The following is a 22,091-nucleotide window of genomic DNA, read 5'->3' on the forward strand; positions in this document are numbered from 1 at the left end:
CTGTGCTGGGGAGCTCTGAAACCAGCTCAGTGGCCAAGCGCTCGGCGCGTCTCTAGTGCAGGCGCAACTCCGGTCCAGCCCTTGGCTTGCTGCGTTTTACGCGTCTTGATCCCTTGTGGGTGGTGCCGGGGGACTGCCCTCTGCGCTGCATGGTACCGCAACAGGCGGATGGTACTGATTGCGGGAATTTTTGCGTCAATAGTTACTTTCCTGGGCACCCTTACTTTCACCACACCCAGCCTTGCTTTCATTCCGGGCTCTTTGCTAGTGCTGATAGCGGGACTGGATGCGAAAAATGGAGCCGAAAGAAGGCCTCGTAAACCTTAAAGCGGAGGGGTGTAACTGGGGTGGCCGGTCGAATTTTCTCGCCCCCGGTTTTTCCCTGAAATCAATCCTTCGCGCCAGCCCGGAAAGCCGGTCGGCGCTCACTATGGTAGGGCGCGGCGTTCTTGCTCGGCGGGACGGCTCTCATAGCTGTCCACCTGTTGTCCACCATGGCTTTTCGGACCCGGCGAAGACTAGAGATCTCGGAAGAATGCGGACGAAGCTCCGGCCTCTCTGCAACCGGAGCCAAATTTGAGGTGCTCTAAGCTAAAAAGTGGGGAGCAAGGAGGAGGCAGCCTAAGAGCCAAGGGATAGTTTAGCCCACCACAACCCCAAAGGAGGCTCTCGACCGCCTATGAAACAGTCTATAGCGGAATTTCTGGGACTGCAAGGATGGATTATCTACCGGTTTTGGCTTTAAGCATAGACGAGCATAGTTTCAGGGGTCAGGACATGATGATCACCATTACCTGCGTGTGGCCCGAGCGAAGGCTTATCGCCATCTTACCGGATGACCGGCTCAAGACGCTGGAGAAGTTTTTGAAGGAGCTGCCGGCTTCGGTGCGCAGGCGCATCAAGGCGGTGTGCATCGACTTCAAAGAAGGCTGGCGCAAGCTTATAAAGAGGGTGCTGCCTGGAGTGCGTGTGATGGTTGACCATCTTCACGCTCTTAAAGATGCCAACCGGCGTGTAGACGAGGCGAGGCTAATAGAGCAGCAGGTGACTGGGCAGCGTATACCTCGCTGGCCTCTGGTGAAGAAAGAAGAGGATTTGACCGAGCGCCAGGCAGCCTAGCTTGCCATGATCAGGAGGCGGTACAAGGACGTGGCCCATTTTCACTGGGCCAAGGAGCAGCTACGCGACGTCTATCGTGCCTTCTGCCGGAAGGAGGCAGAGCTAATCCTGGATCGTCTGATCTTAAACGCTCGGGAGGCGAGCGACGTTTTGCGTTGGTTCAATGGGGGAAAACGCTTTGTAGCTGGAGGGAAGAGATTCTCGCCTATCACAACTGGCGAGTTACCAACGGTTACACTGAGGGTGTCCATACTAAGATCAAGCTCCCCAAGCGGATAAGTTACGGTTTTCGGAACCGCGGGGTCTATGTGCGAAAGACGCTCTTGGCTTTTCTTCCCTTGGCTTGGCTAATCTCCACACTTCTTGGCCTAGAGCCGGGAGAGCGTACAATTTCAGTAGGTGACGGAGGAGACTCATGAAGGAGGAGACCTCGCCCCTCACGGACAATTTTCATGGACTGAAAGGAGGAGCGAGGTCTCATGCACAGTCAACCTATTTCAGACATTCAACCTCTTGCGGACATAATCCTTCTTCTGGGGGAGAAAGTTAGCAAACTAATTACCGAATGCCGCGACTTCTACAAGCTCGAAGAAGAAGTGTACAAGCTCTCTCAAGAAGCTTGCGTGAAGATCTTCGCCTGGGCCCTCGAGGAAATAGACACCTGGCTCGTGAACGCCCGGGACAAGCGCACCTGGAAAGTGATAGGCTTCCGGGAAAGAACCGTAGTTAGCAGCTTTGGGGAATTCAAAGTAAAAAGGCGGCTTTGCAGGAACAAAAAGACGGGAGAAGCCAGGTTTCTTCTTGACGAGGTTCTGGGCTGGCCGGAGAGGTCTAGATGCACGCCGCGTTTGAAGGAGATGGCGGTGAAGCTTGGGAGCGAAGTACCCTTCAGGCGGGCAGCGGAAATTCTCGGTTATTTTGTCCCTGGGATAAGCGCCATGGCGGTGTGGCAGGCCGTGCAGGAAGTAGGAGAAGCACTCAGGCAGGAGGGAGAGTCCAGGAGAGAAGCCGTTTTTGAGAAGGGAGAGACACCCGAAGGTAAAGAGAAGACCTCCAGGCTTTACATAGAGGCCGACGGGGTGGTGGTAAGGCTTCAAAGGAGCGGAGAGAAAAGGAAAGAGGTCAAACTCTTCGTAGCTTACACAGGCAAAGAAGCGATTGGGGGTGGCCGGAAGGCTTTAAAGGACAAGCTGGTAACGAGCGGTGTAGGCGAAGGGGAGAGGATGTGGGAGGAAGTTTACTCTGGAGTAGCGAGCCGGTGGGACATGGGCCAGGTGAAGGAAATATACCTTGGGAGCGACGGGGCGGAGTGGGCCAAGCAGGGGGTAGATTACTTCCCTGGGGCGGTACACGTTTTGGACCCTTACCATTTGAACCGGCGGCTTATAGAGGCTTTTTGGCACGATGAGGAGGCCTATAGTGGGATCAGGCAGGCCATTTATCTGGGGGACTGGGAGAAGGTAGAAGAGATTTTAGGAGGAGTAGCAAGGAGAGTTCGCGGGGCTAAGAGGAGGAGAATAGAGAAGCTCTGGCAGTATCTCAAGGAGAACTGGTCGGGGATAGTTACCTCTTCTGCTGCGGAGCATCTGGGGGCCATAGAGGGGCAGGTACAGCACAACGTGGCGCGGCGGATGAAGCGGTTGGGAGCCAGCTGGACGGAGGCAGGAGCAGATAGGATGGCGCGGGTTTTGGCTGCTCGAGCCAACGGGGTGCTCGGGAGGCACACTTCTCGTTGGCCGGTACTGCTGGCCAGGCAAGAACATTTGGCTCAGGCGGTGCGGTTGGAGGTAAAGCGGAAGATAGAGGAGGCGGGGAGTTGGCATAAAGCTGGGTTGCCGGCATTGAGAGGACCCTCTGCCGGAGCTCCATGGGTGAAGCATGTGTTGCGGGAACTAAGCCGGCCTAGCCTCAGTAGTTTGATCCCTTAATGGCGCAGGTACCGGGACTATCCTGGCGGCGAGGTTTCCATGAAGAGAAGTTTTCTCCCGAACCACCTACTAACTCTTGACGCGCACTAGAGCCGGGAGAGCGTACAATTTCAGTAGGTGACGGAGGAGGTTCATGAAGGAGGAGACCTCGCCCCTTGCAGACAATTTTCATGGGCTGATTAGATCCTTATCGTCTGAACCGGCGGCTTATAGAGGCCCTCTGGCACAATGAAGAGGCCTATAGTGGGATCAGGCAAGCCATTTATCTGGGGGACCGGGAGAGAGTAGAGGAGATTTTGGGAGGAGTAGCAAGGAGAGTTCGCGGGGCTAAGAGGAGGAGAATAGAGAAGCTCTGGCAGTATCTCGAGGCAAGTACAGCACAACGTGGCGCGGCGGATGAAGCGGCCGGGAGCCAGCTGGACGGAGGCAGGAGGGGACAGAATGGCCCGGGTTTTGGCTGCTCGAGTCAACGGGGTGCTCGGAAGGTACACTTCTCGTTGGCCGGTACCGCTGGCCAGGCAAGAACATTTGGCTCAGGCGGTGCGGGCAGAGGTAAAGCGGAAGATAGAGGAGGCGGGGAGTTGGCTTAAAGTTGGGTTGCCGGCATTGAGGGGGGCCCTCTGCCGGAGTTCCGTGGGTGAAGCACGTGTTGCGGGAACTAAGCCGGCCTAGCCTCAATAGTTTGATCCCTTAATGGCGTAGGTACCGGGACTATCCTGGGCGGCGAGGTTTCCATGAAGAGAAGTTTTCTCCCGAACCACCTAGAGGGCGTACAATTTCAGTAGGTGACGGAGGAGGTTAATGAAGGAGGAGACCTCGCCCCTCACGGACAATTTTCATGGACTGAAAGGAGGAGCGAGGTCTCATGCACAGTCAACCTATTTCAGACATTCAACCTCTCGCGGACCTAATCCTTCTTCTGGGGGAGAAAGTTAGCAAACTAATTACCGAATGCCGCGACTTCTACAAGCTCGAAGAAGAAGTGTACAAGCTCTCTCAAGAAGCTTGCGTGAAGATCTTCGCCTGGGCCCTCGAGGAAATAGACACCTGGCTCGTGAACGCCCGGGACAAGCGCACCTGGAAAGTGATAGGCTTCCGGGAAAGAACCGTAGTTAGCAGCTTTGGGGAATTCAAAGTAAAAAGGCGGCTTTACAGGAACAAAAAGACGGGAGAGGCCAGGTTTCTTCTTGACGAGGTTCTGGGCTGGCCGGAGAGGTCTAGATGCACGCCGCGTTTGAAGGAGATGGCGGTGAAGCTTGGGAGCGAAGTACCCTTCAGGCGGGCAGCGGAAATTCTCGGTTATTTTGTCCCTGGGATAAGCGCCATGGCGGTGTGGCAGGCCGTGCAGGAAGCAGGAGAAGCACTCAGGCAGGAGGGAGAGTCCAGGAGAGAAGCCGTTTTTGAGAAGGGAGAGACACCCGAAGGTAAAGAGAAGACCTCCAGGCTTTACATAGAGGCCGACGGGGTGGTGGTAAGGCTTCAAAGGAGCGGAGAGAAAAGGAAAGAGGTCAAACTCTTCGTAGCTTACACAGGCAAAGAAGCGATTGGGGGTGGCCGGAAGGCTTTAAAGGACAAGCTGGTAACGAGCGGTGTAGGCGAAGGGGAGAGGATGTGGGAGGAAGTTTACTCTGGAGTAGCGAGCCGGTGGGACATGGGCCAGGTGAAGGAAATATACCTTGGGAGTGACGGGGCGGAGTGGGCCAAGCAGGGGGTAGATTACTTCCCCGGGGCAGTGCACGTTTTGGACCCTTACCATTTGAACCGGCGGCTTATAGAGGCTTTTTGGCACGATGAGGAGGCCTATAGTAGGATCAGGCAGGCCATTTATCTGGGGGACTGGGAGAAGGTAGAAGAGATTATGGGAGGAGTAGCAAGGAGAGTTCGCGGAGCTAAGAGGAGGAGAATAGAGAAGCTCTGGCAGTATCTCAAGGAGAACTGGTCGGGGATAGTTACCTCTTCTGCTGCGGAGCATCTGGGGGCCATAGAGGGGCAGGTACAGCACAACGTGGCGCGGCGGATGAAGCGGTTGGGAGCCAGCTGGACGGAGGCAGGAGCAGACAGGATGGCGCGGGTTTTGGCTGCTCGAGCCAACGGGGTGCTCGGGAGGCACACTTCTCGTTGGCCGGTACTGCTGGCCAGGCAAGAACATTTGGCTCAGGCGGTGCGGTTGGAGGTAAAGCGGAAGATAGAGGAGGCGGGGAGTTGGCATAAAGCTGGGTTGCCGGCATTGAGAGGACCCTCTGCCGGAGCTCCATGGGTGAAGCATGTGTTGCGGGAACTAAGCCGGCCTAGCCTCAGTAGTTTGATCCCTTAATGGCGCAGGTACCGGGGTTATCCTGGCGGCGAGGTTTCCATGAAGAGAAGTTTTCTCCCGAACCACCTACTAACTCTTGACGCGAACTAGAGCCGGCGCTGGATTGACAGAGTGATCGGGCTTGTGCTATAGTAGTTCTTGCGTGGGAGGGGTGTCCGAGCGGTTTAAGGAGGCGGTCTTGAAAACCGCTGAGCTCTTTGCCGAGCTCCGTGGGTTCAAATCCCACCCCCTCCGCCAGTGCAAGAGGCGGGGGGCGGAAGGGTAGCACCGGGAGAGATGGCCGAGTGGTCGAAGGCGGTCGCCTGCTAAGCGGCTGTAGAGGGCTAAACCCTCTACCGCGGGTTCAAATCCCGCTCTCTCCGCCATACGCGCCCGTAGCTCAATGGATAGAGCACCAGACTACGGATCTGGGTGTTGGGGGTTCGACTCCCTCCGGGCGCGCCATGTTTTTTAATGGCAAATATTGGCGCCCGTAGCTCAGTAGGATAGAGCGGTGGCCTCCTAAGCCGCAGGCCGGGGGTTCGATTCCCTCCGGGCGCACCATTTTAGAATTTAGGCCGATGGCTGGAAAAGCCGTGGGTGATGTTAATCGAAGAGGCAAGGCACCCGGTTTTTATGCGCGAGGCGCTGCGGGAAGCGGAGCGGGCTTACGCTCGCCATGAAGTTCCGGTGGGAGCGGTGGCGGTGCTGGAAGGAGAGATCATCGGGCGGGGTCATAACCTGCGCGAGACCCTGAAGGACGCCACGGCTCATGCCGAAATTTTAGCGCTGCGCGAGGCGGCGCGTTATCTGGGCGACTGGCGGCTGGAGCGGGTGGTCTTGTACGTCACCCTTGAACCCTGTCCCATGTGCGCGGGAGCCTTGCTGCAGTTCCGGGTAAAAACGCTGGTATTTGGTGCTTACGATCCCAAAGCGGGAGCAGCTGGGTCGGTGGTGGATTTGCTGCGCGATCCGCGCTTCAACCATCAGGTGGAAGTGATACCCGGGATCATGGCGGAAGAATGTGCTGCCCTGTTGCGTCGCTTTTTTCAGCAGCTCCGGGAGGAGCGGAGAGATGGCCGAGTGGACTAAGGCGCTCGACTCGAAATCGAGTAGGCGGTTTAAAGCCGCCTCGTGGGTTCGAATCCCACTCTCTCCGCCAGATTTATAAAGCTCAACCTTGGTTAAGGTAAAGTTTCAGGGTCCGGAGAGATGGCCGAGTGGACTAAGGCGCTCGCCTGGAGAGCGAGTAGGCGGTTTAAAGCCGCCTCGTGGGTTCGAATCCCACTCTCTCCGCCATAAATTTCGCCCTATACGAACCAATCTTGGCCGTGCTAGACGGGGAGGTAGCGGTGCCCTGCACCCGCAATCCGCTATAGCGGGGTCGAAGTCCTGCCTGCGGGCTCGGCTTGTGGAACGGCCCCTGTAAGGGGTGACGAGGGCTGGGTCTCGCGCGACGGAGCTTCCCGAACCGTGTCAGGTCCTGACGGAAGCAGCACTAAGGGAATCCCTCCGGGTGCCGCGAGGGCGCCTGGTCTGAGCTACCTGCAGCGGGTAACGGCCGGAAGCCGGCGTTCAAGGGCAGGTGCACGGCCAAGCTTAGTTCGTATAGCCAGGTGAAGAAGCGCAACGGCGCTTTTATTTTTGCCGGTGCCTTCAAGGAGAGAGATGGATGGCGGAAGAACAGACCCTTTACCGCGCCTACCGCCCTCAGCAGTTCGTCCAGGTGGTCGGTCAGGCTCACGTTACCCGCACTTTAAGCAACGCTCTGGCCGCCAGTCGGATAGCGCATGCCTATCTCTTCGCCGGCCCCCGGGGCACAGGCAAGACCAGTACCGCCCGCATCCTGGCCAAAGCGCTTAATTGTCGCCAGGGGATCACATCCACTCCCTGCGATGCTTGCCCGCAATGCTTGTCTATCATCGAGGGTACCTCTATGGATGTGTTAGAAATAGACGCCGCTTCCCGCCGCGGTATCGACGAGATGCGCGAACTCCGGGAAAGGGTGCGTCTAGCTCCGGCTTATTCCCGCTACAAGGTTTACATTATCGACGAAGCCCATATGCTAACTTCCGAAGCGGCCAACGCCTTGCTGAAGACTCTAGAGGAGCCCCCTTCGCAGGTGGTCTTCGTATTAGCTACCACCGAGCCTCATAAAATGCCGGCGACTATTTTATCCCGTTGTCAGCGCTTTGATTTCCGGCGTCTGCCGGTTTCTCTTATCCAGGAGCATCTGGGCCGGGTGGCCGCTAATTTTCCGGTTCAGGTAGAGCCGGAAGCCCTGCATCTACTGGCGTTGGCGGCTGACGGTAGTATGCGCGACGGCCTGAGCCTATTGGATCAGGCGCTGACCTGGGCGGGGGAAGAGCTCCGGGCGGAAGAGGTGGCGGAGCTCTTGGGCAAGGTTCCAGCGCAGCGCCTGGAGGAGGCGGTGCAGGCTTTGCGCCGCCAGGATCTGCTCGCCCTTTTCCGTCTGGTAGCTGAACTGGAAGAGGAGGGGAGGGATCTGCAGGTTTTCACTCGGGATCTGCTCCTACGCCTGCGCGGGGAAACCCGGCGCTGTCTGCGGGAAAAGCAGAGGCTGCCTGCCTGGCTGGGGCGCTCTCTGATGGCTCTTTACCAGGCTTTGGGGGAAATGCGGTTGAGTTCGCTCCGCGGCCTGACCCTGGAGCTGGCTTTTCTCCGCCTGCTTGCCGCGCCAGAGGAGCGTCCCCCATCGCTGGAAAGGGTGCGGGCGCTTTGGCCCGACGTCTTGCAATTGGTTAAGGAATCCAGCCCCCGCCTCTTCGGCCAGCTCTGTCTGGCGCGGGTGGTGGGCGTTGAGGGGCGGCGGCTGCAATTGGCGGCCGGGGAGGAGCGCGTGCGCGAAACTCTGCGCAAGGACGAGAGCCAGGCGCTGCTGGGAGAAGCTCTGGGGCGGCGCTTTGGAGGGGAGTGGGAGATCGAGGTGCTCGGCTCGGGCTGAGCTTTTAAAATTTGCTGGGAGGTGACGGGCTTTGGATTGGAGTAAGATGATGCGGCAAATGCAAAAGTTGCAGGCCGACCTGGCCAAGTTGCAGGAGGAGTTAGGTAACCGCACCACGGAGGCCACCGCCGGAGGCGGGATGGTGCGGGCGGTGGTCAACGGGAAGCAGGAGTTGGTGGCGTTGGAGATCAAGCCTGAGGCCCTGGACCCGGAAGAGGCGGAACTCTTGCAGGACATGGTGCTGGCCGCAGTCAATGAGGCCTTGCGTCAGGCGCGGGAGATGGTGGCGCAAGAGATGGGGCGCTTAACTGGGGGCCTGGGGATTCCTGGTTTAGTTTAGGTTTTGGAGGGAAAGTACCTTTGACCTACACTCGCCCGGTAGCCCGGTTAGTGGAGGAGTTTAAGCGCTTGCCTGGCATTGGAGCGCGGACGGCGCAGCGGCTGGCCTTTTATTTATTGAGCGCTCCTCCGGAAGAGGCGCGGCGCCTAGCTGAAGCCATACGCGAGGCGAGGGAGAAGACCTTTTATTGCTCGGTGTGCGGCAATTACACCGACACCGATCCCTGTTCGATTTGCAGCGATCCCCGCCGCGATCCGAGCGTTATTTGCGTGGTGGAGATGCCGCGGGATGTGGCGGCGGTGGAGCGAGCTCGCTGTTTCCGCGGGGTCTACCACGTGCTTCACGGCTCTCTCTCTCCCTTGGATGGAATTGGCCCCGATCGGCTACGTATCCAGGAGTTGCTACGGAGGATAGAGGAGGGGAAGGTGCAGGAAGTGATCCTAGCCACCAGTTCCACCACCGAGGGGGAGGCGACGGCACTTTACTTGCACCGCCTGCTGAAGCCGCTGGGTTTAAAGATCAGCCGGTTGGCCTACGGTTTACCAGTGGGGGCGGAAATCGAGTTGGCGGACGAAGAGACCATATCGCGCGCCCTGGAGGGACGTAGGGAGATGTGAATGTTCCTGTCGCTCCCGGCGTAGGTATAGGGAGGGGACAAGTGTCGGCCGGGGGTGAACTGGCGTGGACGGCAAAACCGTTTTCTTTCTGGTGCTGGGGCTGGTGGGCTTTTACCTTATGCTGAGCGCTTTCACCGCTCCTTGGCGCTGGTTTTGGCGCTTGTTCTGGGCCACGGTCCTGGGCCTGGGGCTTCTGACCTTGCTCAATTGGTTGGGAGCTGGTTTGCAGTTGCACGTGGCGGTCAATCCGGTGACGGTTTTGGCGGTGGGTTTTTACCCGGTGGGCGGCACGCTGCTGCTGGCTTTGCTAGCCCTGGCCGGGTTGGTCTGACCCTCCGCTTGGATTGACCTTTCGGATTCTTGCCGGGGGTGAATGCGTGGCGCGAGCTCTTCCCCACCGCGGAATTGATGGGGGGTCTTGATGGGTAAGTATGCTAAGAGCTAGACAGCCTTTGGTGACGGCTTTGAAGCGTTATTGCCGCCAGGCCCGGCTCGCCTTCCACACCCCCGGACACCACGGGGGGAGGGCAGCGCCGCCGGTCTTGCGAAGCTGGTGGGGCCCAGCGGTATGGGCTTCCGATCTCACCGAACTTCCCGAACTCGGGGAGATCCACACTCCTTCCGGTCCGGTGGCGGAGGCGCAGCGCCTGGCCGCTGCCTGGGCGGGAGTGTCGCATTCCTTTTTTTTGGTCAATGGGAGTTCGGTGGGGGTGGCGGCCCTGCTACTGGCCACCCTTCGCCAGCGCGAGCGCGTGCTTCTGCCGCGGGCGCTACACCGCTCGGCAGTGACCGGCCTTTGCCTGTCGGGCGCCGAGCCGGTATTTATCCCCTCCGTGTGGGAGCCGGAGTGGAACCTCCTCTTACCTCCCCGACCCGCCGCTTACCGAGAGCGGCTGCAACAGGTCTCCGGCATCCGCGCTATTTTCTGTCTCTATCCCGATTACTACGGTCTGGCGGTGGAGTTGGAGTCTTTGGCAAAGGAAGCCAGGTCGCGGGGGCTTCCCCTGCTGGTGGACGCGGCTCACGCTGGTTTTTTCGGTCTGCATCCCTCCCTGCCGCCTCGCCCTACCGCCTGCGGTGCCGAAGCCGTGGTGGAGAGCGGGCATAAGCGTCTGTGCGCTCTCACCCAAACGGCCTGGCTGCACTTGCGCGGCGAGTTGCTGTCGGAGGCTCAGGTGCGCGAGGCCCTTGCATTGCTACAGACCACCAGCCCTTCTTACCTATTGATGGCCTCTCTGGACGCGGCTCGGGCGTATTGGAGCGGGGAGAGGGCGCGAAGGCGTCTGGAAGAGTTCTTGGGGTGGGTGCGCGAAGCCCGGGAGCGCCTTGCCGCTCTGCCGGGGGTGAAGGTATTGTGTCAGTGCCCCGGTTACCAGGTGGACCCCACCCGCCTGGTATTGAACTTGACCGCCCTGGGTCTGAAAGGCCGGGAGGTGGCGGAGGAGTTACGCCTCCGGGGGGTGGTAGCGGAAATGGCGGACGCCAATAACGTGCTACTCTTTCCCCACCCAGGGAGCGGGCGGCGACAGTTGGCGCGGCTGGTGGAAGCGGTGCGACGGCTCGCCCGCCAAAGGCGAGATCGCCAGCCTCTCTCGCTCCCCTTCCCCTCTGCCCCCCTGGTCCTCCTCCCGGGAGAGGCGTGGCGGGCGCCGGCGCGTTGGTTGCCGCTAGCGGAGGCGGTGGGCCGGACGGCGGCAGGGGTGGTAACTGTGACTCCGCCGGGGATTCCTATACTACTTCCAGGGGAGAAAATAACGCCCGAGGTGGTGGAGTATTTGCAGTGGGCGCGAAGCGAGGGGACCGATCTGCAAGGGGTGGCAGGGCACGAACTCGAAGTTAAGGTGGTAAGTTGATCCATGCGCGGTTTTTTCCTGGTTCTAGAAGGTATCGATGGGGTGGGGAAGACAACTCAGGCAGCCTTGCTGGCCCAGCGCCTGCGGAACCGGGGCTATGAAGTGCTGGAAATCAGGGAACCGGGAGGCACACCTGCGGGAGAGGCGATTCGGGAACTTTTGCGCCGCTACGATTTGGTCCCCTGGGCCGAGACCTGCCTCTTTCTGGCCAGCCGGGCAGAGCTGGTGCAGAGGTCGATCCGACCAGCCATGGAGCAGGGGAAAATAGTGTTGGGGGATCGTTTCGGGTTGAGCACGCTGGCTTATCAGGGAGCGGGACGGGGCTTGCCCCGGGAGCAGTTGGAAAAGCTTAATTCCTGGGTAACCGGGGGATTGGAACCGGATCTGGTTCTGGTGATCGATTTAGAGGTGGAAGAAGCTCTGGCCCGCACCGGCGATGATTTGGACCCGGATCTGCGCCAAAATCTGACCCTGGTGCGGCAGTGCTATCTGGAATTGGCCCGGCAGCGCCCGGAGCGCATTCGGGTAGTGGAGGGCAGGGGGAGTGTGGCCGAGGTAAATGAGCGTCTCTGGCGTTTGCTGAAGGAGGTGGAGGCCAAGTGGCGTGGGGGATAATGCCTGGTCAGGAGGGAATTTGGAAGAGACTTCAGCGAGAGCTGGAGCGGGGACGACCGGCTCCCGCCTACCTGTTCAGTGGCCCTGAGGGAGTGGGTAAGCGGCTCCTGGCGGAGCGCTGGTCCGCGGCTCTCCTTTGCGCCCAGGAGGGGTCGGGAGCTCCCTGCGGAGAGTGCCGGTCCTGCCGGTTGCTCGCTGCTGGGGGGCATCCCCACTTCCACCTGCTGCAACCCGAGCGGGAGGGCAGTTTGGGCCTGGCCGCGATTCGGCGGCTGGCGGAGGAACTCTGGCGCTCCGCACCGGGGTACCAGGTAGCGGTTCTGGATCACGCGGAGGCCCTCACTTTGGAAGCGCAGAACGCCATGCTCAAGCTGCTGGAGGAGCCTCCGCCCCGCACTTGCCAGGTGTTGCTTACTGCTCGCCCGGAAGCGCTTCTATCCACGGTGCGCTCGCGTTGCCGGGAAATCAAATTCGGGCCCCTGCCCCGCCGGGTGGTGATAGCCTGGCTGGAAGAGCGGGGCTATTCCGTGGAGGAGGCGATGGGTCTGGCGGCTCTGGCCGGGGGGAGTTTGACCCGCGCCGCTTCGCTATGCCAGGAACGGGTGCGCGAATGGCGGGAGCGCGCGTTGGAGTTGTTGCTGCAACCACGCTTGCACCGGCTGCTGAGCTGGGAAGAGGTTAAGGATCGGGAACTGGCGGAAACTATTCTGGATTTCTGCGCTTTTTGGGTGCGGGATTTGCTGCTCTACCAACTCACCCAAAACCGGCAGGAGCTGTTGAACCGGGACCGGGAAGAGACCTTCTGGGAGGAGGTGCAACTGGCTCCTGAGTACCTGCTGGCGGCCGGGGAGTTACTGCAAAGGGCGCGGCAGTGGTTGCGCTCCCGTGTGCGCCCGGCGGCCTGCTTGGAGGGGTTGGTGGTAGGGTTGATGGAGGAGAGGAGGAATAACGGTGGCGCTGGCGGTAGGAATCCGCTTCCGCAAGGCGGGTAAAATCTACTTTTTCGATCCCGGCTTTCTCACCCTCAGCCCAGGTGATCGGGTGGTGGTGGAGACCAGCCGGGGCATGGAGTTGGGGTGGGTAGTTTTAGGCCCTGAGGAGGTGGATATGGACCCGGCCGAACTCAAGCCGGTGCTGCGTCTGGCCACTTCCGACGACGTGCGTACCTGGCTCCGCAACCGGGAGCGCGAGCGCGAGGCCAAAGCGATTTGCCGGGATAAGATCGCCGCTCACGGCCTGCCCATGAGACTGGTAGATGTGGAGTACACCCTGGACGGCAGCAAGATCATCTTTTATTTCACCGCCGAAGGCAGGGTGGATTTCCGCCAGTTGGTGCGGGATTTGGCCGCGCTTTTCCGCACCCGCATCGAGCTCCGCCAAATTGGGGTGCGGGATGAGGCCAAAATGCTGGGGGGAATAGGGCCTTGCGGACGGGAACTCTGCTGCGCCACTTGGCTATCCGAGTTCGCTCCCATTTCCATCAAGCTGGCCAAGGGACAGAATCTGGTACTCAACCCGGCGAAGATATCGGGTATCTGCGGGCGTTTATTGTGTTGCCTGCGCTTCGAGATGGATAATTACCGGTTGGAAGAGGGGGAGAACGGGGTGGAGGAGCTCCCCGAGGAGGGAACTCTCCTGTGAGCGGGAAACTCTTCGTTTGCCCCACTCCCATAGGCAACCTGGAGGATATCACTCTGAGGGTGCTGCGGGTGCTTCGGGAAGCGGATCTGATAGCGGCCGAGGACACGCGTCATACGCGCAAGCTCCTAAGCCATTTTCAAATCCACACCCCTCTCTGGAGTTATCACCAGTACAGCCATCCCGAGCGGAAGGAAGAGCTTCTGCGGCAACTGCGAGAGGGGCGTCGGGTAGCGTTGGTCACCGACGCTGGCACCCCCGGGCTTTCGGATCCGGGAGCCGAATTGATTCGATCGGCTTTGGAAGAAGGGCTATCGGTGGAGGTGCTGCCGGGGCCCAGCGCGGTGGTGACGGCTCTGGTCGCGTCGGGATTGGATACCCGCCGCTTTGTCTTCGAGGGTTTTTTGCCCCGGGAGGGGTACCGGAAGCGCCTGGAGCTCCTGCGGCTCGAGGATCGTACCATCGTCCTCTTCGAAGCTCCCCATCGGCTATTGCGCACGCTGGAGGAGCTGGCGCGCTATTTGGGGGAGGAGCGGAGGGTAGCGGTGGCCCGGGAACTGACTAAGGTGCATGAAGAAATTTTTCGTGGCACATTGAGCGAAGCTCGAGAATACTTTAAGGCCCATCCTCCCCGCGGCGAGATCACGCTGGTGCTGGAGGGAGCTGCGGCCCAGACTGAAGCGGCTGCGGAAGAAGAGGTGCTGGCTGAGGTGCAGCGCCTGCTGGCGGAGGGAAAAACTAAGCGGGCAGCCGTGAAAGCAGCTGCCCGCCGTTGCGGTTGGACCGCGCGCGCGGTCTACTCCTTGGTATTAAAGCGAACTACATCGCCTTAACCTGGGCATCCTTGGCCTGGTCGGCCATGGCGCGGATACACTCACGGCAGATAAGCTTGCCCCGGAACTGCTGGACATCCACGGCCGAGCCACAGAAGATGCAGGCGGGTTCGTACTTCTTAAGGACGATCTTCTCGTGGTCTACGTAGATTTCCAGCGGATCCTTCTCGGCAATTCCCAGGGTCCGACGGAGTTCGATGGGAATCACCACCCGGCCAAGCTCGTCCACTTTGCGAACGATGCCTGTCGACTTCACCCTCAGTCCCTCCCCCTAAATTGTTATTACATGTAAAAACACAACCCAGTAAATGCTACCAAGGGTGCCGGTTAAAGTCAATACCTGTCGCCAAATTTTTTTTAAGTGAATGTTAAACGGAAACCTTAGAATTAGAGTAAAATCTGGAATTTTAAGCCAAGCAAGGCCGCCGTCAAGCCTTTGAATCCCACTGGCCGCCGGTTAGGGGCCAGCGGGGAAGTGGGAGCGAAGTTGCGCTGCCGGGAGCGGTCACGTTGACTCCCTGGCCCTCCTTAACTACAATGGTGCTTGACCTTGGCAGAAAGGGGAAAACAGGGTTGGCGCGAGGGAAGTTCTATATCACCACGCCCATATACTATCCCAGCGATCGTCTCCATATCGGCCACGCTTACACTACCGTGGCCGCGGACACCGTAGCCCGTTTCAAGCGCTTGCAGGGTTACGATGTTTTTTTTCTCACCGGCGCCGATGAGCACGGCCAGAAAATCGAGCGAGCGGCTAGGAGCAAGGGCAAAGAACCCCAGGCCTACGTGGACGAAATTGTGGCTAGTTTTAAGGAACTCTGGCGGTTGCTGCAAATTTCTTACGACGACTTTATCCGCACCACCGAACCTCGGCATAAGGTGGTGGCCCAGAAAGTTTTTCAGCGCTTGTACGACCAGGGCGACATTTACCGCTCCACCTACCAGGGCTGGTACTGCACGCCCTGCGAGACTTTCTGGACTGCCAGGCAATTGGTGGACGGCAAATGCCCCGACTGCGGTCGCCCAGTGGAGTTGATAGAGGAGGAAGGCTATTTTTTCCGCCTTTCGGCTTACGCCGAGCGCCTACTGGCTCACATAGAAGCCCATCCCGAATTCATCCAGCCGGTGGCGCGCCGCAACGAGGTTTTAAACTTTATCCGGGGTGGCCTGGAAGACCTGTGCGTGTCGCGGACCACCTTTTCCTGGGGGATTCCGGTTCCCTTCGACTCCCGGCACGTTATTTATGTCTGGATCGATGCTCTGACCAACTATCTTTCGGCCCTGGGCTACGGAACCGATAGGGATGAGCGTTTCCGCCGCTACTGGCCAGCCGACGTTCACCTGGTGGGCAAAGATATCGTTCGCTTCCACGCCATCATCTGGCCGGCCTTGCTCATGGCGATGGGCCTCCCCCTTCCTCACCGGGTGGTGGGCCACGGCTGGTTGCTGGTGGAAGGGGGGAAAATGTCTAAGTCTAAAGGCAATGTGATCGATCCCTACGACCTCATCGCCAAATACGGTGTGGAGGCGGTGCGCTATTATCTGCTGCGGGAACTCCCATTTGGGGCCGATGGCCAGTACGAGGAGAGCAACCTGGTTAGGCGGCTTAATAGCGATCTGGCCAACGATCTCGGCAACCTATTGTACCGCACGCTAACCGTCCTAGAGAAATACGGCGAAGGGGTGGTGGGCGAACCTGGGGCACTCGAGGGGCCGGATGAAGAACTCATCGCTTTGGCCCAGGTCACGCCCGCTCGGGTAGCGGAGCTGGTCGAGCAGCTACAGTTGGCCGAAGCCCTGGCTGCCATCGGGCAGTTGGTTAGCCGGGCCAACAAATACCTGGACGAGACGGCTCCCTGGAGTCTGGGCAAGAATCCGGAGCGGAAAGAGCGCTTCGCCACGGTGATCTACAATGTGCTAGAAGTTTACCGCTTTGTCACCGTGCTCCTGGGGCCCTTTATGCCCGGCTTTCCTCCCCGGGTGTGGCCCCAACTGGGTCTGGATTCTCACCCCGAACTGCACACCTTCGACTCCTTGCGCTGGGGGGCCTTCCCTCCAGCAGTACGAGTGGTCAAGGGCGAACCTCTCTTCCCTCGTCTGGAGGGGGAAATCTAGTTAAGATAAGGTGGTGAGTAGTTGACGCTGATTGATACCCATTGTCATCTCAACGATCCCCGTCTGTACCAGGATTGGCAGGGCGTGTTAAGGCGGGCCCAACGGGTGGGAGTAAAGGTCATTCTGGTGGTGGGATACGATCTAACTTCTTCTGCCCGAGCGGTGGAGTTGGCAGCGGCGGAACCTTCGCTTTACGCCGCGGTGGGAGTGCATCCTCACGATGCCGCCACCGCGTCGGCCAATTATCTGGAGCGATTGCGCGACTGGGCTCGGGAGAAAAAGGTGGTGGCGCTGGGGGAAATAGGGCTGGACTATTATCGAAACCTCGCTCCTCCAGCGCGGCAGCGGGAAGTTTTTCTGGCTCAGTATTGCTTGGCTCGGGAGTTAGGTTTACCCGTGGTGCTACATTGCCGCGATGCCTACGAAGAGCTTTACCAACTTCTGCGATCGGAAGCCCCTGCTGGCGAGGGGGTGGTGCATTGTTTTAGCGGTGACTGGCCGGCGGCGGAAAAGCTGTTGCAATTGGGATTTCACCTTTCCTTTACCGGCGTTATCACCTTTCCCCGCAATCAACAATTGGTGGAGGTGGTGGCTCGTACCCCTATCGATCGCCTGCTGCTGGAGACCGATGCTCCCTATCTGGCTCCCGTTCCTTACCGCGGTCGGCTCAACGAGCCGGCTTATCTGCCTTTGATAGCTCGCAAGGTGGCGGAAATCAAACGCATGGAGGTGGAAGAGGTGGCGGCGCAGACCACCGCTAACGCCTACCGCCTCTTCGCTTTTAAGGAGTGAAAACCGTGGCGCACGGACTAGTTTTGCTCTTTACCGGGGAAGGCAAGGGAAAGACCACCGCGGCTCTCGGGACCGCCTTCCGCGCCTGGGGCCACGGGATGCGGGTATTTTTTTTGCAATTTGTTAAGGGCGAGCGGGTTACCACCGGGGAGCGCTTGGCAGTGGCGAAGTTACCCGATAACTTTTTGGAGCTAGAAACCATGGGCGCGGGGTTTATTTTCGCTCGGGAAGGGGAGGAGCACCACCGGGAGGCAGCCCGCCGCGCCTGGGAGCGAGCTCGGGAGGTGGTGCTGAGCGGGACTTACGATCTGGTGGTGTTGGACGAGTTCACTTACGTGCTGCGTTATGGGTTTGTAAGCCTGGAGGAAGTGAGGGAGTTGGTGGCCACGCGTCCCCCCGCTTTGCATCTGATCTTCACCGGCCGGGGAGCTCCTCCGGAGCTGGTGGAATTGGCTGACACCGTGACCGAGATGCGCGAGGTCAAGCACCACTACCGCAAGGGAATTTCGGCTCAAAAGGGGATAGAATTCTAAGAAATGAGGTGGCCAGTCGAATAATTGCTCTCGAGCGTCTCAAAGCTAGTTTTCTCAGCGTCCTGACCTGCAAAAAGAAGATAATACGAGCTTTTTAGCGAATCGCCGTTGAAAGTTTTTTAAACTTCGCAGCAGGAATTTTTTTCGCTCCCACCGAATAGAAATTACCGGAGGTGGTGAGCGAAAGTGGAATGGTACGTAGTGATGCGCCCTAGACGCTCCCGCGAGTTGCTTGAGGAGACGGGGGCAGAAAGCCACGCCGGTGTCAACCCGCGGAGGAAAAAAGTCCAGCAGATAGTGGCCGCTTCGGCCGTGGTGCTCACCGGAGTAACTTTAGGGGGCTATTACACCCTGGTACGGAAGACGGTCACCCTGGTGGTGGACGGACATCCTGAGAAAGTGGTCACGTGGCACCGCCGGGTGGAAGGGGTATTGCAGCAAGCGGGCATAGCCTTGGGGCCGCACGACCGTGTCCTGCCGGGCACCACCGCCACGCTGAAAAATGGGATGCAGGTAGAGATTCGCCACGCGGTTCCCGCCACTCTAGAAGTAGACGGGAAAAAGTTGCGCCTTTACACTTGCGCCAACGATGTGGAAGGGCTTTTGCAAGAGGCCGGGGTGAAGTTGGGTCCGGACGATCTGATCGATCCGGCCAAGAACGCGCCGGTGCGCCCCGATATGCTGGTGAAGGTGACCCGGGTGACTAAGGAAGTGGTGGAGAAAAAAGTGCCCGTTCCCTACGAAGTTAAGCGGCAATACACTTCTGCTCTCTACCAGGGGGAAACCCGGGTGGTGGCTCCTGGCACCGAGGGGGAAGCTTTGGAGCGCTGGGAGATAGTGCGTTACGATGGCCAGATCAAAGAAGAGAAGCTTATCGACAAACAAGTAGTTCGCCCACCGGAAGCCCGGGTGGTTGAGGTAGGAACCCTACAGGAGGTCTCCCGTGGGGGCGAGAACCTTCGCTTCAGCCGCGTGGTAGTCATGCGGGCCACCGCTTACTCTTATGACGCCGGCTATTACACCGCTACCGGCATCCCGGTGCGCCGGGGTATCGCTGCGGTGGATCCCCGCGTTATTCCCCTAGGTACCCGTCTCTACGTCGAGGGCTATGGCTACGCTCTGGCGGCCGATACCGGGGGCGCCATCAAAGGGAACGCTATCGATCTCTTCTTCCCCACCAGTTCGGAGGTTTATAATTGGGGCGTGAAGTACGTCAAGGTTTACGTGCTGGAGTAGAAACCGCCCTGCTATGGGAGAACTTGACGAGTTGCTTTCCCCCACCGCCGTGAGGGCGTTACTGGCACGCTTGGGAATCCGGCCGCGCAAGCGTTGGGGCCAGCATTTCCTCGTGTGCCGGGGGGTGCTGGATAAAGTTATCGCGGCGGCCGAGCTTTCGCCTTCGGACACGGTGGTGGAGATCGGCCCTGGCTTGGGAGTCCTAACCTCGCGCCTGTTGGAGCGGGCGGGGCGGGTGCTGGCCATCGAACTCGATCCCCTCTTGGCAGCCTGGTTGCGTTCCCAACTGGGAGACCATCCCCGTTTAACCCTGGTTTGCGCTGACGCTTTGCAATGCGACTTGGAAAGCATGGTGCTAGCGGCGGGTGGAACCGCTCCTTACAAGGTGGTGGCCAACCTCCCTTATTATCTAACTTCGCCCCTGCTCGTGCGCCTTTTGACCTCCTCCTGGTCAGTGGGACTTATGGTGCTAATGGTGCAAAAGGAAGTGGCTCTGCGCTTGCTGGCCACTCCCGGAACCAAAGAATACGGATCGTTATCGGTGTTGGTGCAATACCGGGCCGTGCCATCGCTGGTGGCGCTGGTTTCGCCCCGTAACTTCTATCCTCCGCCGGAGGTAGATTCGGCGGTGGTCCGCTTGCAAGTGAGAACTCGGCCTCCGGTGGAGGTGGGGGACGAGGAGCTCTTTTTCCGCCTGGTGCGAGCGGCTTTTGCTCAGCGCCGCAAAACCTTGCTCAACGCCCTGGCGGCGGCTTGCCCGGAGTGGGGTAAGGAGGGTTGGCGGGAGCGCTTGCGAGCAGCGGGCATCGACCCAGGGCGGCGGGGAGAGACCCTTAGCCTGGAAGAGTTCGCCCGTTTGGCGCGGGTGAGTTCCGGGGCCTCCGGAGAAGCGGCGCGCGAAGTTGGCCCTGGCGATGCCAAATAATTTGCTGTTTGCCGGGGTAGGCAAAGTATTATAATTTTGTCTAGAAAGCTGTTGGTTGTGAGGAGCAATGTCTGGTGCGCTTTATAAGCCCAGCGAAGGGCGAGTTGGATTTCGAGGCCATGATGGGCGAAATCATCAGCTATATCCACGGTCTTCCCTCTTCGGCTTATAAGGTTATCATTGGTTCCGACTCTCAGGTTTTCCAGGGAGAAACCCATTTCATCACTGCGGTCATCGTGCACCGCCTGGGTAAGGGTGCGCGCTATTTTTATTGCCGGCGCACCAACCGTCGCATCCGTAGCTTGCGCCAGCGGATCTTTTACGAGACCTCGCTTAGCCTAGAGGTGGGCAGCATGGTGAGCCGGGCTCTGGCGGCAGCGGGCCTGGAAAACCTCAAGGTGGAAATACACATCGACGTGGGCACGCATGGTGAGACCAAGGATCTGATCCGGGAAGTGGTGGGCATGGTGGTGGGCAGCGGTTTCCAGGCCAAGATCAAACCCGACGCTTTCGGGGCTTCGACCGTGGCCGATAAGCATACTAAGTAAAATCGGAGGTGTCGAAACGCTCTAGCAGGTCCCAGCGGCGACTGGAGTGGTAACCGTCGTAATAAACGCCCGCATGTTCCCGGCTGCGCTTCCGCCCGCTGGCCAGGGCTATGGCTTCCAGGTAGTCGCCAATGATGGTGGTGGCGATAAGGGTGCTGTGTAACTCTCCCCGGCTGGGCGATCCCAGCAGCCGGTGGGGCACGGTGGCTACCACTTCGACCCTCAGACCGGCGCGGGCGGCGTGCACCAGCGCCAGCGGCGGTATGCCCATCGCTTCCAGAGGTACCCGCTCCAGCAAGCGTCGCGATACCGCCAGAGGCCCATGGGAAGGGGAGGCGCTGCCCAGGTGCTCCAGCCCCAGAAGTAGGTTGAGCTGGTAGCGAAAGAACAACAACCTTTGGACCACGGGGGAGGAAGGTGGAGGGGCCTCCGGCGGGTAGCAATCGGTTAAGGCCAGATCCACTCCCCGGTGCAGCACCGCTTCCCCTAATTGCCGCACGGGTTTCACCGGTAAAGCTGTCATGTCGCCGTCCACGAATACGATCCCCTGAGCTCCTCGCAGCCGAGCGTAGAGGCTGCCCACTGCGCGGGGGATGTCGTATCCCAACGCCTCTTTAAAGATCAGGGGCTTGACCTGCTGCGGCGGGAAGCTCTTTAATTTTTCCACCGTGTCGTCGGTGCTTCCGTTGACTACCACCAGCACCTGCTTTACCGGCGTAGCTAACAGGGTCATGACCACCCGGACAATACTCTTTCCCTCATTGAGAGCTGGTACCACGGCGTAAAGCACGCTGCACTCTCCCTCTCTACTTTTTTCCTTCTTTTTCATAATATGTAAACAAAAACTTTGGGGGCCAGCCATGCTGGAATTTCGCCGGGGCGATATTGTAGCTCGACGCTCTCATCGTCAGGACTTGTTTTTCCGTATCGTTGAGCTCTACCGGACAGAGCAGGGAGACCTATACGCCCTGCTCCGGGGCATCGATTACCGTCTGGTGTGCGATGCTCCGGTGAAGGATTTGGTAAAGGTGGGGCCGGAAGCAGTGGCTTCCTATTGGCGCCAGGTGTTCCGCCGGCGAGCCGATCTCTTGCGGCGATACCGGGAGGAAGGGGAAGAGCCGGATTTTTTTAACCGGGCGAAACCCGAACTCTTCTCCATGCCCGGCCGGGTGCTGCATCTGGACGGGGATGAGGATTATCTAGCCCTTTGCCTGGCCACCTACCGGCAGTTAAAGGTGCCGGTTTACGGCTACGCGGTGCCGGAAGAGCAGCAAGCTCACTCTTTACGCGAGCTCTTCCCGCGCCACCTTCCCGAGATCCTGGTGCTAACCGGGCACGATGGCTTGAGAGGGGAGCACCCCGATTTTCGGGATTTGCGTAGTTACCGTCATTCCCGCCATTTTGTGGCCGCCGTGCAGGTGGCCCGTGCTCTGATACCTGATCGCGATGCCCTGGTGATTATAGCTGGGGCCTGTCAATCGTATTACGAAGCCTTGCTGGAGGCGGGAGCTAACTTCGCCAGTTCACCGCAGCGAGTGCTGATTCACGCCTTCGATCCAGTATTGATAGCGGCGCGGGTAGCCTTTACCCCGGTGGATAAGCTGGTGCCCCTAAAAAAGACCATCGAGGGCACCGTAACCGGATACGCTGGCGTGGGAGGAATAGTGACCAGGGGTCGTTTCCGTCAGGGGATGCCCAAGTCACCCTATTAGTTCTCACTTACTCCCGCCGCCTTTCATAC

General features: G+C 59.3%; 24 protein-coding genes, 6 tRNA genes, 1 other RNA gene and 1 pseudogene. 30 read left to right on the forward strand and 2 right to left on the reverse strand.

What is annotated here, in order from left to right:
• Positions 1-717 precede the first annotated feature (717 nt).
• From ACTLLP_RS00005 to rsmI, 23 genes and pseudogenes are all read left to right on the forward strand, one after another.
• A complete protein-coding gene (locus ACTLLP_RS00005) occupies positions 718-1,119 on the forward strand; it encodes a transposase (protein ID WP_441059566.1) in 402 nt (133 codons plus the stop codon).
• A gap of 6 nt (positions 1,120-1,125) precedes the next feature.
• Positions 1,126-1,398 carry a hypothetical protein gene (locus ACTLLP_RS00010; RefSeq protein ID WP_441061774.1) on the forward strand — a complete coding sequence of 91 codons (273 nt, stop codon included), beginning with the start codon at positions 1,126-1,128 and terminating at the stop codon, positions 1,396-1,398.
• On the forward strand, positions 1,317-1,538 hold the full coding sequence (locus ACTLLP_RS00015) for a transposase (RefSeq protein ID WP_441061769.1): 222 nt from the start codon (positions 1,317-1,319) through the stop codon (positions 1,536-1,538). Before ACTLLP_RS00010 ends, ACTLLP_RS00015 begins: the two co-directional genes overlap by 82 nt.
• A 60-nt stretch (positions 1,539-1,598) precedes the next feature.
• On the forward strand, positions 1,599-3,047 hold the full coding sequence (locus ACTLLP_RS00020; protein ID WP_441059568.1) for an ISLre2 family transposase: 1,449 nt from the start codon (positions 1,599-1,601) through the stop codon (positions 3,045-3,047).
• Between the two features lie 396 nt (positions 3,048-3,443).
• Positions 3,444-3,719 carry a hypothetical protein gene (locus ACTLLP_RS00025; protein WP_441059570.1) on the forward strand — a complete coding sequence of 92 codons (276 nt, stop codon included), beginning with the start codon at positions 3,444-3,446 and terminating at the stop codon, positions 3,717-3,719.
• Between the two features lie 193 nt (positions 3,720-3,912).
• Positions 3,913-5,361: an ISLre2 family transposase gene (locus ACTLLP_RS00030; protein WP_441059572.1), complete on the forward strand. Its 1,449-nt coding sequence runs from the start codon at positions 3,913-3,915 to the stop codon at positions 5,359-5,361.
• 145 nt (positions 5,362-5,506) lie between these two features.
• Positions 5,507-5,598: transfer RNA gene (locus ACTLLP_RS00035), tRNA-Ser, on the forward strand.
• A 33-nt stretch (positions 5,599-5,631) separates the two neighbouring features.
• A tRNA-Ser gene (locus tag ACTLLP_RS00040) sits at positions 5,632-5,726 on the forward strand.
• Positions 5,727-5,729: 3 nt separating this feature from the next.
• Positions 5,730-5,805: transfer RNA gene (locus ACTLLP_RS00045), tRNA-Arg, on the forward strand.
• A 22-nt stretch (positions 5,806-5,827) separates the two neighbouring features.
• Positions 5,828-5,904 (forward strand) — tRNA-Arg (locus ACTLLP_RS00050).
• A 39-nt stretch (positions 5,905-5,943) separates the two neighbouring features.
• Positions 5,944-6,432 (forward strand): tRNA adenosine(34) deaminase TadA, encoded by a 489-nt coding sequence (tadA, locus tag ACTLLP_RS00055; RefSeq protein WP_441061771.1) that lies wholly within the window; start codon positions 5,944-5,946, stop codon positions 6,430-6,432.
• Positions 6,410-6,502 (forward strand) — tRNA-Ser (locus ACTLLP_RS00060). Before tadA ends, ACTLLP_RS00060 begins: the two co-directional genes overlap by 23 nt.
• 44 nt (positions 6,503-6,546) lie before the next feature.
• Positions 6,547-6,639 (forward strand) — tRNA-Ser (locus ACTLLP_RS00065).
• Positions 6,640-6,669: 30 nt separating this feature from the next.
• An RNA gene (gene ffs, locus ACTLLP_RS00070) (signal recognition particle sRNA large type) lies at positions 6,670-6,933 on the forward strand.
• Positions 6,934-7,012: 79 nt separating this feature from the next.
• Positions 7,013-8,305 (forward strand): DNA polymerase III subunit gamma/tau, encoded by a 1,293-nt coding sequence (gene dnaX, locus ACTLLP_RS00075; RefSeq protein WP_441059574.1) that lies wholly within the window; start codon positions 7,013-7,015, stop codon positions 8,303-8,305.
• Between the two features lie 46 nt (positions 8,306-8,351).
• The gene (locus tag ACTLLP_RS00080) at positions 8,352-8,645 is read left to right on the forward strand and encodes a YbaB/EbfC family nucleoid-associated protein (RefSeq protein ID WP_441061510.1); all 294 of its coding nucleotides are present in this window, start codon (positions 8,352-8,354) and stop codon (positions 8,643-8,645) included.
• Positions 8,646-8,665: 20 nt separating this feature from the next.
• A complete protein-coding gene (gene recR, locus ACTLLP_RS00085; RefSeq protein WP_441059576.1) occupies positions 8,666-9,262 on the forward strand; it encodes a recombination mediator RecR in 597 nt (198 codons plus the stop codon).
• A gap of 64 nt (positions 9,263-9,326) precedes the next feature.
• Positions 9,327-9,593, forward strand: a complete 267-nt coding sequence (locus tag ACTLLP_RS00090) for a pro-sigmaK processing inhibitor BofA family protein (protein WP_441059578.1) — start codon at positions 9,327-9,329, stop codon at positions 9,591-9,593.
• A gap of 100 nt (positions 9,594-9,693) precedes the next feature.
• Positions 9,694-11,115 carry an aminotransferase class I/II-fold pyridoxal phosphate-dependent enzyme gene (locus ACTLLP_RS00095; RefSeq protein ID WP_441059580.1) on the forward strand — a complete coding sequence of 474 codons (1,422 nt, stop codon included), beginning with the start codon at positions 9,694-9,696 and terminating at the stop codon, positions 11,113-11,115.
• Positions 11,116-11,118: 3 nt separating this feature from the next.
• Positions 11,119-11,730: a dTMP kinase gene (gene tmk / locus ACTLLP_RS00100; protein WP_441059582.1), complete on the forward strand. Its 612-nt coding sequence runs from the start codon at positions 11,119-11,121 to the stop codon at positions 11,728-11,730.
• Positions 11,715-12,722, forward strand: coding sequence for a DNA polymerase III subunit (locus ACTLLP_RS00105; RefSeq protein ID WP_441059584.1), 1,008 nt, complete (start codon positions 11,715-11,717; stop codon positions 12,720-12,722). The genes tmk and ACTLLP_RS00105 overlap by 16 nt, the downstream gene beginning before the upstream one ends.
• Positions 12,682-13,368: pseudogene (locus ACTLLP_RS00110) on the forward strand (PSP1 domain-containing protein); the annotation flags it as partial. The gene ACTLLP_RS00105 and the pseudogene ACTLLP_RS00110, both read left to right, overlap by 41 nt.
• Positions 13,368-14,201 (forward strand): 16S rRNA (cytidine(1402)-2'-O)-methyltransferase, encoded by an 834-nt coding sequence (rsmI, locus tag ACTLLP_RS00115; RefSeq protein WP_441059586.1) that lies wholly within the window; start codon positions 13,368-13,370, stop codon positions 14,199-14,201. The pseudogene ACTLLP_RS00110 and the gene rsmI, both read left to right, overlap by 1 nt.
• Here the strand turns inward: rsmI and ACTLLP_RS00120 are convergent.
• Positions 14,188-14,457: an AbrB/MazE/SpoVT family DNA-binding domain-containing protein gene (locus ACTLLP_RS00120; protein WP_441059588.1), complete on the reverse strand. Its 270-nt coding sequence runs from the start codon at positions 14,455-14,457 to the stop codon at positions 14,188-14,190. The genes rsmI and ACTLLP_RS00120 overlap by 14 nt on opposite strands.
• 317 nt (positions 14,458-14,774) lie before the next feature.
• Between ACTLLP_RS00120 and metG the strand changes: the two genes are divergently transcribed.
• The 6 genes from metG to ACTLLP_RS00150 all read left to right on the forward strand — a co-directional run bounded on the left by metG (position 14,775) and on the right by ACTLLP_RS00150 (position 20,350).
• The gene (gene metG / locus ACTLLP_RS00125; protein WP_441059590.1) at positions 14,775-16,316 is read left to right on the forward strand and encodes a methionine--tRNA ligase; all 1,542 of its coding nucleotides are present in this window, start codon (positions 14,775-14,777) and stop codon (positions 16,314-16,316) included.
• A gap of 21 nt (positions 16,317-16,337) precedes the next feature.
• A complete protein-coding gene (locus ACTLLP_RS00130; RefSeq protein ID WP_441059592.1) occupies positions 16,338-17,108 on the forward strand; it encodes a TatD family hydrolase in 771 nt (256 codons plus the stop codon).
• A 5-nt stretch (positions 17,109-17,113) separates the two neighbouring features.
• Positions 17,114-17,641, forward strand: a complete 528-nt coding sequence (cobO, locus tag ACTLLP_RS00135; RefSeq protein ID WP_441059594.1) for a cob(I)yrinic acid a,c-diamide adenosyltransferase — start codon at positions 17,114-17,116, stop codon at positions 17,639-17,641.
• A gap of 186 nt (positions 17,642-17,827) precedes the next feature.
• Complete coding sequence (locus ACTLLP_RS00140; RefSeq protein WP_441059596.1) at positions 17,828-18,877, forward strand: resuscitation-promoting factor; 1,050 nt, start codon at positions 17,828-17,830, stop codon at positions 18,875-18,877.
• A gap of 13 nt (positions 18,878-18,890) precedes the next feature.
• The gene (rsmA, locus tag ACTLLP_RS00145) at positions 18,891-19,802 is read left to right on the forward strand and encodes a 16S rRNA (adenine(1518)-N(6)/adenine(1519)-N(6))-dimethyltransferase RsmA (RefSeq protein ID WP_441059598.1); all 912 of its coding nucleotides are present in this window, start codon (positions 18,891-18,893) and stop codon (positions 19,800-19,802) included.
• A 74-nt stretch (positions 19,803-19,876) separates the two neighbouring features.
• Positions 19,877-20,350 (forward strand): ribonuclease H-like YkuK family protein, encoded by a 474-nt coding sequence (locus ACTLLP_RS00150; protein ID WP_441059600.1) that lies wholly within the window; start codon positions 19,877-19,879, stop codon positions 20,348-20,350.
• On the opposite strand, the gene ACTLLP_RS00155 is transcribed toward ACTLLP_RS00150, so the two are convergent.
• The gene (locus ACTLLP_RS00155; protein ID WP_441059602.1) at positions 20,343-21,140 is read right to left on the reverse strand and encodes a glycosyltransferase family 2 protein; all 798 of its coding nucleotides are present in this window, start codon (positions 21,138-21,140) and stop codon (positions 20,343-20,345) included. The genes ACTLLP_RS00150 and ACTLLP_RS00155 overlap by 8 nt on opposite strands.
• Positions 21,141-21,210: 70 nt before the next feature.
• Here ACTLLP_RS00155 and yabG point away from each other — a divergent pair, with 70 nt between their 5' ends.
• Complete coding sequence (yabG, locus tag ACTLLP_RS00160) at positions 21,211-22,062, forward strand: sporulation peptidase YabG (protein WP_441059604.1); 852 nt, start codon at positions 21,211-21,213, stop codon at positions 22,060-22,062.
• Positions 22,063-22,091 lie beyond the last annotated feature (29 nt).

This window comes from Desulfothermobacter acidiphilus, from assembly GCF_052073645.1.
In the GTDB taxonomy this organism is placed as follows: Bacteria; Bacillota; Desulfotomaculia; order Desulfotomaculales; family Ammonificaceae; genus Desulfothermobacter; species Desulfothermobacter acidiphilus.

Excerpts from the sequence above, each read along its gene's own strand:
- ACTLLP_RS00005 (WP_441059566.1), top strand. The coding sequence starts at position 718 with ATGGATTATCTACCGGTTTTGGCTTTAAGCATAGACGAGCATAGTTTC.
- ACTLLP_RS00010 (WP_441061774.1), top strand. The coding sequence starts at position 1,126 with ATGATCAGGAGGCGGTACAAGGACGTGGCCCATTTTCACTGGGCCAAG.
- ACTLLP_RS00020 (WP_441059568.1), top strand. The coding sequence starts at position 1,599 with ATGCACAGTCAACCTATTTCAGACATTCAACCTCTTGCGGACATAATC.
- ACTLLP_RS00025 (WP_441059570.1), top strand. The coding sequence starts at position 3,444 with ATGAAGCGGCCGGGAGCCAGCTGGACGGAGGCAGGAGGGGACAGAATG.
- ACTLLP_RS00030 (WP_441059572.1), top strand. The coding sequence starts at position 3,913 with ATGCACAGTCAACCTATTTCAGACATTCAACCTCTCGCGGACCTAATC.
- tadA (WP_441061771.1), top strand. The coding sequence starts at position 5,944 with ATGTTAATCGAAGAGGCAAGGCACCCGGTTTTTATGCGCGAGGCGCTG.
- dnaX (WP_441059574.1), top strand. The coding sequence starts at position 7,013 with ATGGCGGAAGAACAGACCCTTTACCGCGCCTACCGCCCTCAGCAGTTC.
- ACTLLP_RS00080 (WP_441061510.1), top strand. The coding sequence starts at position 8,352 with ATGATGCGGCAAATGCAAAAGTTGCAGGCCGACCTGGCCAAGTTGCAG.
- ACTLLP_RS00095 (WP_441059580.1), top strand. The coding sequence starts at position 9,694 with ATGCTAAGAGCTAGACAGCCTTTGGTGACGGCTTTGAAGCGTTATTGC.
- tmk (WP_441059582.1), top strand. The coding sequence starts at position 11,119 with ATGCGCGGTTTTTTCCTGGTTCTAGAAGGTATCGATGGGGTGGGGAAG.
- rsmA (WP_441059598.1), top strand. The coding sequence starts at position 18,891 with ATGGGAGAACTTGACGAGTTGCTTTCCCCCACCGCCGTGAGGGCGTTA.
- yabG (WP_441059604.1), top strand. The coding sequence starts at position 21,211 with ATGCTGGAATTTCGCCGGGGCGATATTGTAGCTCGACGCTCTCATCGT.